The organism is Brevundimonas sp. A19_0 (assembly GCF_017744255.1).
Taxonomy (GTDB): Bacteria; Pseudomonadota; Alphaproteobacteria; order Caulobacterales; family Caulobacteraceae; genus Brevundimonas.
This window is the reverse complement of record NZ_JAGHQP010000016.1, coordinates 36,170-46,877: the sequence shown is the minus strand read 5'-3', so window position 1 is coordinate 46,877 and position 10,708 is coordinate 36,170. Positions and strand designations below refer to the sequence as shown.

General features: G+C 67.2%; 9 protein-coding genes. 5 read left to right on the top strand and 4 right to left on the bottom strand.

Translation table 11 applies throughout. The features are described 5' to 3' along the window. Nucleotides 1-750: outer membrane beta-barrel protein (locus tag J7346_RS12695; protein WP_209120342.1), on the bottom strand; the 750-nt coding region annotated here is incomplete at its 3' end. 212 nt (nucleotides 751-962) lie between these two features. Between J7346_RS12695 and J7346_RS12690 the strand changes: the two genes are divergently transcribed. The 3 genes from J7346_RS12690 (at nucleotide 963) to J7346_RS12680 (ending at nucleotide 4,146) form a co-directional block, all read left to right on the top strand. After that, nucleotides 963-1,871: an SDR family NAD(P)-dependent oxidoreductase gene (locus tag J7346_RS12690; protein WP_209120341.1), complete on the top strand. Its 909-nt coding sequence runs from the start codon at nucleotides 963-965 to the stop codon at nucleotides 1,869-1,871. Nucleotides 1,872-1,973: 102 nt separating this feature from the next. Next, nucleotides 1,974-3,179 (top strand): acetyl-CoA C-acyltransferase, encoded by a 1,206-nt coding sequence (locus J7346_RS12685; RefSeq protein ID WP_209120340.1) that lies wholly within the window; start codon nucleotides 1,974-1,976, stop codon nucleotides 3,177-3,179. A 7-nt stretch (nucleotides 3,180-3,186) separates the two neighbouring features. After that, nucleotides 3,187-4,146, top strand: coding sequence for a DUF4350 domain-containing protein (locus J7346_RS12680; protein WP_209120339.1), 960 nt, complete (start codon nucleotides 3,187-3,189; stop codon nucleotides 4,144-4,146). Between the two features lie 4 nt (nucleotides 4,147-4,150). Here the strand turns inward: J7346_RS12680 and J7346_RS12675 are convergent, their stop codons facing one another. The 3 genes from J7346_RS12675 to otsB are packed head-to-tail and all read right to left on the bottom strand — an operon-like array spanning nucleotide 4,151 to nucleotide 8,129. Then, nucleotides 4,151-5,560, bottom strand: coding sequence for a trehalose-6-phosphate synthase (locus J7346_RS12675; protein WP_209120338.1), 1,410 nt, complete (start codon nucleotides 5,558-5,560; stop codon nucleotides 4,151-4,153). After that, a complete protein-coding gene (locus tag J7346_RS12670; RefSeq protein WP_209120337.1) occupies nucleotides 5,557-7,341 on the bottom strand; it encodes a glycoside hydrolase family 15 protein in 1,785 nt (594 codons plus the stop codon). The genes J7346_RS12675 and J7346_RS12670 overlap by 4 nt, the downstream gene beginning before the upstream one ends. Next, the gene (otsB, locus tag J7346_RS12665; RefSeq protein WP_209120336.1) at nucleotides 7,338-8,129 is read right to left on the bottom strand and encodes a trehalose-phosphatase; all 792 of its coding nucleotides are present in this window, start codon (nucleotides 8,127-8,129) and stop codon (nucleotides 7,338-7,340) included. Before otsB ends, J7346_RS12670 begins: the two co-directional genes overlap by 4 nt. Before the next feature lie 283 nt (nucleotides 8,130-8,412). On the opposite strand from otsB, the gene J7346_RS12660 reads away from it, so the two are divergent. Both J7346_RS12660 and J7346_RS12655 read left to right on the top strand, forming a co-directional pair. Further along, nucleotides 8,413-9,411, top strand: a complete 999-nt coding sequence (locus J7346_RS12660) for a KpsF/GutQ family sugar-phosphate isomerase (RefSeq protein ID WP_209120335.1) — start codon at nucleotides 8,413-8,415, stop codon at nucleotides 9,409-9,411. Between the two features lies 1 nt (nucleotide 9,412). Then, nucleotides 9,413-10,708, top strand: a complete 1,296-nt coding sequence (locus J7346_RS12655) for a glycosyltransferase family 1 protein (protein WP_209120334.1) — start codon at nucleotides 9,413-9,415, stop codon at nucleotides 10,706-10,708.

The window sequence follows — 10,708 nt, the reverse complement described above, 5'->3', positions numbered from 1 at the left end:
CGGGGGAGGCGGCGGCGGCGGCGCATCGGCACCGAACGCATAGCGCAGACCCAGGGTCACCGCGTGGCTGTCGTTGTAGTCGCCCTCGATCTGACCGACCGGATACAGGGTGTTCGACACCTGGGTGTCGAACTCGAAGTCGGTGCGGAAATAGCGATAGGTCAGGTCCAGGTTGGCCCGGTTACCGATGGCCCACGAGACGCCGCCCAGGAACTGGGCCGCCAGGGCGGTGTTGGCGTCGTCGGCGGCGATGCCGACCGTGCGGTTGCCACCGATGGCGCCCAGGAACTCGGTGTCGACGCGCGCCACACCGGCACCCATGCCGATGAACGGACGCAGCGACCACGAGGCGTCACCGAAATCATAGATGACATTGGCCATCAGGCTCGCCACCTGCATGTGACCGGCGGGCACGCCGCAGGCACCGGTGGTCGACGGTTGGCAGATGCCGGTTTCCAGCGGCACCGGGGCCGTGCGGGTCACTTCGGCCAGCTCGCCTTCGCGATAGCCGCCTTCCAGCTCCACACGCCAGTTCTGGTCGAACCGGTAGCCCAGACGGCCAAACGCCGCCCAGCCGTCCTCAACCTCGAAGTCCCAGCCGTTGCCGGCCGCCGAATCCACGCCGTAAACGTCGTTGACCGTGTGCCAGCCCGCGTCAACCGCGCCGTACCAGCCATTCGGCTCTGCCGACGCAGCGCCGGCGGCGAAGATGCCGGCGGCGGCGACGCTGGCGAGAAGTTTCACCTTCATGCTCATCCCTCTTGAAAACTCTAGTCGTCAAATTCAGACAGTATGCTCGTGCTTACACGTGCGGCTCCCAGCCTCGAACGGCATTGTGCAATTGAGGTTCCGGAATTGACGCATCTGGGGGACAACTGTGGCCGGATTCCAACACAAATCCCCCCGGGCGGGCGTTTGGCTCCCGTCTGGAGCGCATTTTAACCATCACAGGAGGGTCGCTCATGCGGCAGGAGTTTGACGGACGGGTCGCCATTGTCACCGGAGCGGGCGGTGGACTGGGCCGCTGCCATGCGCTTGCGCTGGCCGAACGGGGCGCAAAGGTCGTAGTCAACGACCTGGGCGGCGCCCGCGACGGAACGGGGGGATCGGCGACCGCCGCGGAGGCCGTGGTCAAGGAGATCGAGGCCCTCGGCGGCGAGGCGATGGCCAACGGCGCGTCGGTGACGGACTACGGTGCGGTCGAGTCGATGGTCGCGGAAACCATGGAGCGGTGGGGGCGCGTGGACATCCTGGTCAACAACGCCGGTGTGCTGCGCGACAAGACCTTCGCCAAGATGGATCTAGACGACTTCCGCTTTGTCGTGGACGTCCACCTGATGGGGGCGGTCAACTGCACCAAGGCCGTGTGGGAGATTATGCGACAGCAGAACTACGGCCGGATCGTCATGACGACCTCGTCGTCCGGCCTGTACGGGAATTTCGGCCAGTCCAACTATGGCGCCGCCAAGATGGCGCTGGTCGGCCTGATGCAGACCCTGTCGATCGAGGGGCAGAAGAACGATATCCGCGTAAACTGTCTGGCACCCACCGCCCACACCCGCATGACCGAGGATTTGGGCGCGGCCCTGCCGCTGGACCAGCTGGGCCCGGAGCTGGTTTCGCCGGGTCTGGTTCATCTGGTCGCCGAGGATGCCCCCAATCGCTGCATCCTGGCCGCAGGCGCCGGCGGGTTCGAGCGGGCCTATGTCACCCTGACCCAGGGCATCCGGGCCACGGGCGCCGACGCCCGCGAACAGGTGGCCGCCCGTTTTGGCGACATCTCCGACCGCTCGGACGAGATCGTGCCCGAGATGGGCGCCGCCCAGGGGATGATCGAACTGGGCAAGCTGCAGGCAGCCCTGAAAGGCTGATCCTGAAGGGCGGGCACCGACACCCTCTCGCGCGCGTGAATGACCCTTGCCTTGACGCGGGGTCACGCGCTTAGCTGCGCCCAATCATCAGGAGAGAAACACATGTCCCGTGAAGCCGTCATCGTCTCGACCGCCCGCACCCCGATCGGGCGCGCCTATCGCGGGGCCTTTAACGACACCCAGGCCCAGCAGCTGGGCGCCCACGCCGTGCGCCATGCCGTCGAGCGCTCGGGCGTCGATCCGGCCGAGATCGAGGATGTGGTGATGGGCGCGGCCCTGCAGCAGGGCTCGACCTCGACCAATGTGGCGCGCCAGATCGCGCTGGCAGCCGGCCTGCCCTCCACCGTGGCGGGCATGAGCCTCGACCGCCAGTGCGCCTCGGGCCTGATGGCCATCGCCACCGCGGCCAAGCAGGTGATGGTCGACAGACAGGTGGTTGCCGTGGGCGGCGGACTGGAGAGCATCTCGCTGGTCCAGAACCAGCACATGAACCTCTACCGGTTCAAGGATGAGGCCCTGCTGAAGAAGGCGCCGCACATCTATATGTCGATGCTGGAGACCGCCGAGGTCGTGGCCGACCGCTATGGCATTTCACGCGAGGCCCAGGACGAATACGCCCTGCAGTCCCAGCAGCGCACCGCCGCCGCCCAGGCCGCGGGGCACCTGGATGCCGAGATCGTGCCCATGACCACCACCATGCAGGTGATGGACAAGGCCACCGGTCAGACGTCCTCTAAGGAGGTCACCCTGTCGAAGGACGAGGGCAACCGGCCGGAGACCACGCTGGAGGGTCTGTCGTCGCTCAAGCCCGTCTTCGGCGGCGGCGAGAAGATCGAGCAGGGCCGGTTCATCACGGCCGGCAATGCCAGCCAGCTGTCGGACGGCGCCTCGGCCTCGGTCATCATGGACGCCAAGGAGGCCGAGAAGCGCGGCCTGACCCCGCTTGGCGCCTATCGCGGCATGGCCGTCGCGGGCTGCGAGCCCGACGAGATGGGGATCGGCCCGGTGTTCGCCGTGCCCAAACTGCTGGAGCGCCATGGGCTGACCGTCGACGACATCGGCATCTGGGAGCTGAACGAGGCCTTTGCCGTGCAGGTCATCTATTGCCGCGACCGGCTGGGCATTCCGAATGATCGGCTGAACGTGTCGGGCGGAGCCATTTCGATTGGTCACCCCTATGGCATGTCGGGCGCGCGCATGACCGGCCATGTGCTGATCGAGGGCAAGCGACGCGGCGCCAAATACGGCGTCGTCACCATGTGCGTCGGCGGCGGCATGGGCGCGGCGGGCCTGTTCGAGATTTACTGAGGGCACCGTGCGACGTCTGATCGGCATCCTCGCGGGGCTGGCACTGCTCGGGGCGAACCCTGCGCTGGCCCAGGAACAGAGGGGTGACCCGGACTACCGTCCCGTCGTGGCGAGCCCCGCCTATCCCTCTGGCGGGCCAAGGATCCTGTTGGATGCGGCCCATGGCAGCGTTCAGACGATCGATGGGCGGTACATGGGATTCACAGCCCTCGCCCGGGCCGACGGCTACGAGGTCGTGGCCGGCACGCTAAGCTTCGACACGCCCGGCGCGTTGGACGGGGTCGATGTGCTGGTAATTTCCAATGCTGCAGCCCGTTCCTCAACCGAGCCTTCAGCCTTCACCGAGGCCGAGATCGTGGCCATCGACGCCTGGGTCCGCAATGGCGGGGCGCTTCTGCTGGCGGCGGACCACGCGCCTCACGGGTCGGCGGCACAGGCGCTGGCCACCCGGCTGGGCGTGGAGATGGGGACAGGTTACGCCTTCCGCGTCGCCGACGGCGGGCTGACGACCAATCTGCTGTTCGAAGGTGACACCCTTGGGGATCATCTGATCCTCCGGGGCCGCCGACCTGAAGAGACCGTGGCCGTGGTCCGCAGCTTTACTGGCCAGTCCTTGTCGGGGCCGCCCGGGGCCGTCGTACTGCTGGCGACCCTGCCCGGTGACCGGGAGGCGGTCGATCGGGACGTTCTCGGCGTGATCCGTGACCGCTTGGAAGCGGGCGATGACCGCGAAGCCGTTCTAGCCGAGCTGTCGACCCCTGCCCTGCCCGCGCAGGGGTTGGCATTCGAGCACGGCCGCGGCCGGGTGGTGGTGCTGGGCGAGGCCGGCATGCTGACCGCCCAGCTGATCCGCTTTCCACCCGAGGAACAACGCGAGGACTTTCGGTTCGGCCTGACCACCGAGGGGCATGACGACGAGCAGTTCGTCCTCAATGTGCTCCACTGGCTGAGCGGCGCCCTCGACTGAGGCATCAGACCTCGGGCACGGGCCCTCCCCCGGCCGGGATCGACCTCAGGGTCGAGACGAACAGGTCGCGCCAGAGGGAGACGTCCGAGTCGCGCACGACTTTCATCAACGCTTGCCAGCGGTCCTTGCGCTCGGCCAGCGGCATGGCCAGCGCGCGGCTGAGGGCGTCAGAGATTTCCTCGCGGCTGAAGGGATTGATCAGCAGGGCCTCGGTCATCTCCTCGGCCGCGCCGGCGAAACGCGACAGGATCAGCACGCCCGGGTCGTCGGGGTCCTGGGCCGCCACATATTCCTTGGCGACCAGATTCATCCCGTCGCGAAGCGGCGTAACGAGGCCGACGCGCGCGGCGCGATAGATGCCGGCCAGCTGGTCGCGGCGATAGGTGCGGTTCAGGTAGCGCACGGGCTGCCAGTCCACATCGCCATAGGTCCCGTTGACGTGACCCGCCAGGCTGTCGAGGCGGCCGCGAATGTCCTGATAGGTGTCGACGTCGTCGCGAGACAAGGGCGTGACCTGTAGCAGGAAGACCTTGCCCCGCTGGTCCGGCTGGTCCTCAAGGAACTGCTCATAGCCCAGCAGCCGCTGTTCCAGTCCTTTGGAATAGTCCAGCCGGTCCACGCCCACGATCATGGACCGGAAGGCGGCCGAGGCGGCCATGCGGTCATAGGTGCGCACGCCGAGCACCGAGTTGCGCGCTTCGAGGAAGGCGTCCACATCGATACCGATCGGGAAGACACCCGTCTGCACGGTCTTGCCGAACGCCATCAGGGCATCGTTGGGCAGCAGGCGCCCGTGGATGCCCGGCTCTGAGGCCACATAGTCACGAAACAGGTCCAGCCACTCGCGGGTGTGGAAGCCCAGCAGGTCGAAGTCGAACAGCGATTCCACCAGCCGCCGGTGATAGGGCAGCGTGACCAGCAGTTGTCGCACCGGCCAGGGTGTGTGCAGGAAGAAGCCGATCCGGTTGCGGATCCCGCGCCGGCGCAGGTCCCGGGCCAGCGGGATCATGTGATAGTCGTGGATCCAGATCAGGTCGTCGGGCTGGATCAGCGGGGCCAGCGCCTCGGCGAACCGGGCATTTGTGCGCTCATAGCCCTCGCCGAACGAACGCTCATAGGCCGACAGGTCGACGCGGTGGTGGAACAGCGGCCACAGCGTCTTGTTGGCATAGCCGTTGTAATATTCCTCAACGTCCTGCGGCTCCAGATCGACCAGAGCGACGGTGACGCCCGCACGGTCCTCGATCTGGGCCTCGGGCTTCCACTCGGGCGTGGTCTTCCCCGACCAGCCAAACCACAGGCCGTCGTATTTCCGGAGCGCAGCCGACAGGGCCATCGCCAGCCCGCCCGCCGACCCCGCAGACGGATCGGTGGGGGCGGACACGCGGTTCGAAACGACGATAAGGCGGCTCATCGCACATCCGTCCACGAGCGGCTGAGAAGGATGGCGCAGTTGATGATACCCACCAGCGAATAGGTCTGCGGATAGTTGCCCCACAGCTCGCCGCTCTCTACGGCGATGTCCTCGCTGAGCAGGCCGGCATGGGTACGCCGCGCCAGCATTTCCTCGAAGATGGCGCGGGCTTCCTCGTCGCGGCCGTTCTGGTGCAGGGCCTCGATGAACCAGAAGGTGCAGAAGTTGAAGGCCGTCTCGGGCTCGCCGAAGTCGTCCGGCTCCACATAGCGGAACAGGAAGGGCCCCTTCTTCAGATCGCGCTCGATCACCTCGAAGGTGCGCGCCATCCGGCGGTCGTTGGCCGGCAGGAAGCCGACGTCGGTCAGCTGGAGCAGGGAAGCGTCCAGCTCGTCGCCGCCAAAGCTTGCGGCGAAGTGGCCCTCCTCCTCGCGATAGGTCTCGGCCTCGATCCGGGTGCGGATGGTCCGCGCCTTCCGGGCCCAGTCCGCCGCGCGATCCTTCAGCCCCAGATGCAGGGCTGCCTTGGCCAGGCGGTCGCACGCGGCCCAGCACATCACCGAGGAATAGGTGTGGACCCGGGCAAATGTCCGGAACTCCCACAGACCCGCATCGGGCTGGTCATGCATCTCGAAGGCGCGCTGCCCCACCCGCTCCAGCGCTTCGAAGTCCTCCAGCGTGCCCGGCCGGATCATGCGCTGGTCGTAGAAGGCCTGGACGAGCGGCAGGACGATCTGTCCGTACACATCATGCTGCAGATGCTCGTGCGCCTGGTTGCCGACCCGCACGGGCTTCATGCCGTGATAGCCCTCAACCGTATCGACGATGGTCTCGGTGATGGCCGGCTCAAGCCCCACGCCATAGACGGGCTGGACATGCCCTCCGTCGGCCTGGTCGACCAGATTGCGCAGATAGACCAGATAGTTTTCGAGGATGTCGACGGCGCCCAGCCGGTTGAGCGCTCGCACCGTGTAATAGGCGTCGCGGATCCAGCAGTACCGATAGTCCCAGTTGCGGCCGCTGCCCGGGAACTCTGGCACCGAGGTCGTCAGGGCGGCGACGATGGCCCCCGTCTCCTCATAGGCGCACAGTTTGAGGGTAATGGCCGAGCGGATCACCGCTTCCTGCCAATCGAGCGGCAGATAGAGCTTGCGCACCCAGTCGCGCCAGTAGCCGAGCGTGCGGTCGAGCGCCGCGCTGACGCCGGGGCCGACGTCCTGGTCGTAGACCTCGTCCGGACCGAAGAAGAAGGCGTAGGGCTTTTCCAGCCGGAATGTGCGCTCATTCAGGATGTGGCTGACGGGACAGTCGGTCGTCAGCCGGAAGGTCGCCCCGGTGCACAGATAGCGGATGTGGTTTGAGCCATGCGTACGATCCGCCGGGCGCGCGCCCCACTCGGCCGCCGGTCGCAGGCGGATGGCGATGCGCGGCGTTCCGGACAGCGGGCGGATCAACCGCGCGAAGGCCAGCGGGCGATAGGTGCGTTGCTGGTGCGCATGACGGGGACAGAAATCGATGATCTCGACCGAGGCTCCGTTTGCGTCGTGCAGGACGGTCCGCAGCACCGGCGTATTGCGCTGATAGTCCTGCTCGGCGCGCACCTGATCCTTCAGCACCACATCCCAGAAACCATGCTCGGGGTCGGAGCCGTCCATCAGGGAGGAGAACAGCGGATCGCCGTCGACGCGCGGCGCGCAGGCCCAGACGTAGCGCCCCTGACGGTCGATGAGGGCGCTGACGGCACAGTTGCCGATGGGAGCGAGGTCCAGCGACGGTTTCATCGGACACCCTCCGCAAATCCTGCCAACCAGGCCGCGACGGCCGCCGTGTCCGGCAGGCTGTAGCGCGCGGCGCTGGCCCAGCGGGGATCGACCAGAATGCCGAACCCGCCCGCCGCCTCGGCGGCGCGAAAGGCGGCCTCGTCGGTGCGGTCATCGCCGATCATGACCGGTCGGGCCCCGGCAAAGGGCGCCTCGGTCAGGAAGGCGGCCAGCGCCCGGCCCTTGTCCGTGTCGCCGCCCTTCAGCTCCACCACCATATGGCCCGGCTGCAGGTGAAGCCCGCGCGCGCGCGCCTCGACGGTCGCCGCATGGCGGACCTCCGGTCCCCGGTCCGGCGCGTTCCGATAGTGGATGGCGACGCCGACCCCCTTGTTCTCGAGCTGGACACCGGCGGCGATGGCGTTGCTGAGTGCGTCGGTCAGGCTTTCGGCCGCCAGAGCGACATCCGCCTCGGCCCCTACACTGTCGATCTGGCCGTCGGCGGTCCGGCGTTCCAGCCCGTGCACACCGGCGACCGCCGCGATCCGGCGCTCGAGAATCCGGTCAACGTCGGAAATGCTCCGCCCGCTGAGTACAGCGACCCGCCCGTCGAGGGCCTCAACCAGCCGATCCAGCAGCCGGGTCCGGCGCGGGTCGGGGACGACGTCATCGGGACGCGCCTCGATCGGCGCCAGTACGCCGTCCAGATCCAGAAACAGGGCAACAGGGTCGCGCGCGGCCGTCAGGGCCGAGGGGGCCGGAGGCGGTGCGATGTCGCGGGGATCGGTCTGGGCGATTGCGGCCGTCATCAGGGTGCGGTCAGGTCCTTGTCATGCCATCGGGCGGCGCAGCACGGCGCCGGCCACTGTCTCGGAAAATTGCCGTCCGGAGGGGGAGGAGGACGGCGGGGTCGGGTCGTGGCCTTGCTAACGCCCCGTTGCGGCAAAGGTTGTCGCGTATCGGCGGTGGGGTCAAACACGCACGTCAACCGCGCTCGCGAACCGGGTTCGGCATTGTGAAAACAGGCGCGATGCGGCACACCCTGCCGCCTCAATACTGCGGGCCGGCGACGGTCGCAAAGGCACAGGTGACATGACCCAGCCCCCCTTCGATGCCGACACGACCCGGGCGATTACCGACCACGCCCGTCAGGTGATCCGCCTGAACCGGGAAGCCCTGGAGGCCCTGGAAGCCGGGCTTGACGACAGCGTCGCGCGCGCCTGTTCGGTGATCCTGTCGCGTCCCGGCTATCTGGTGGTGACCGGCATGGGCAAGTCGGGCCACATCGGCGGAAAGCTGGCGGCGACCCTGGCCTCGACCGGCACCAATGCCTTTTTCGTTCACCCCGCCGAGATGAGCCACGGCGACCTCGGCATGCTGCGCGATGACTGCACCCTGCTGGCCATCTCGAACTCGGGCGAGAGCCGCGAGCTGCGCGACCCCCTGATCTTCTGCCAGCGGCGCGGGATTCCGGTGATCGGCATGACCCAGCGCCCGCAGAGCTTCCTTGGCCGCAACAGCGCGGTCCTGTTGCAACTGCCCCAGGTGGCCGAGGCCTGCCCGAACAATCTGGCACCGACCACCTCGACCTTGATGACACTCGCGCTGGGCGATGCCCTGGCCATGGTGCTCATGGAGCGGCGGGGATTCTCGGCCGAGGCCTTTGGCCTGCACCACCCGGGCGGCAAGCTGGGCATGAGCCTGCAGAGCGTGCGCGACTGGATGGGGGACCGCCCGCGCAAGGTGGCCACCGTCGCACTCGATACGCCCTTTGCCGACGTCATCTCTGCCATCACCGAGGGGATGAAGGGCGCGACCGCCGTGGTCGATGCTGACGGTCGCCTGGCCGGGATCATCACCGACGGCGATGTGCGTCGCACCTTCGGCGAGGACCCGCCCTCGCTCAAGGGGCTGACCGCCGCCGACATCATGAGCCGCAACCCCAAACAGGTCTCACCCGACGCCCGGATGAGCGACGCCGTCGACCTGCTGACCCAGAACCGCATTTCGACCCTGCTGGTCGTCGAAAACGAACGACCGGTGGCCATCATCCACCTCGCCGAACTGATGCAGGCAGGCTACGTCTCCTGACATGACCCGTATCTGTATCGACGCCATGAACATCGGCCTGGCCAAGGGGTCGGGCATCGCCACCTACGGCCGCAACCTGATTGAGGGCCTGAACGGGGCGGGCTTCGAAAGCCAGATCCTGTACGGACCCGGCCACAACTATGCGAAGCGGCCCATCCTGAACGAGATCGCCCTCGTCGACCCGGTCGCGGCCAAGGGCAAGAAGTGGCGGGATCGGCGAGAACTGGTCATGACCCCTCTCGGCGCCACGGCCCGGCCGGTGCCGATCTCGGACAATGTCGTCTGGCCTGCTCGCGGGGGTGGTCGGCCAAAAGTGCAGGATTTCTGGAGCGCGCCGCGCCTGTTCGGCCGGGCGGACCAATGGTGGGGCCTGACCAAGGGCTTCACCCCGGTCAGTTTCAAGGGCTCGGGTGACACGCGCGAGCCGGACATCATGCACTGGACGACAGTGATGCCGCTGCGGGCGCGCGGCGTGGCCAATCTGTACACCATCCACGACCTGATCCCGCTCAAGCTGCCGCACACCACCCTGGACAACAAGCGGCGCTTCCTGCGCATCAGCCGCGATATTGCCCGGCATGCCGACCATATCGCGGTCGTTTCCGAGGCCACGCGGCGTGACGTCATCACCCTTCTCGGTGTGCCCGAGGACCGGGTGACCAACACCTGGCAGGCCGTTTCGGTGCCCCCCAAATACCTCGCCCGCACCGACGAGGAGGTGGCCCGCGAACTGGAGGGCGTCTTCCGCCTGCCGTGGAAGGGCTATTTCCTCTGGTTCGGCGCGCTGGAGCCGAAGAAGAATCTGGCGCGCGTGGTCGAGGCTTATCTGGCGGCCAATGTCGACATGCCGCTGGTGATCGTCGGCGGCCGGGCCTGGCTGGAAGAGGACGAGGTGCAGCTGATGCACCAGGCGCGCCAGGACAAGAAGATCCGCAAGAAGAAGCTGAAATTCTTCCAGTACCTGCCCTTCTCCGTTCTGGTCTCCCTCATCCGCGGGGCACGCGGGACGCTGTTCCCGTCCCTGTATGAGGGCTTCGGCCTGCCCGTGCTCGAATCCATGAGTCTGGGCACGCCCGTTCTGACCTCCAATGTCTCGTCCCTTCCCGAAGTCGCGGGCGATGCGGCGCTGATGGTCGATCCCTATGATGTGCATGCCATGACCCGGCACATCCTGGCCCTGGCCTCGGACGAGGACCTCTGCGCCGACCTTTCGGCGCGGGGCCGGATACAGGCGGCGAAATTCAGCCCCGAGGCCTATCAGGCGCGCCTGCGCACCCTCTACGACAAGCTGACCTGA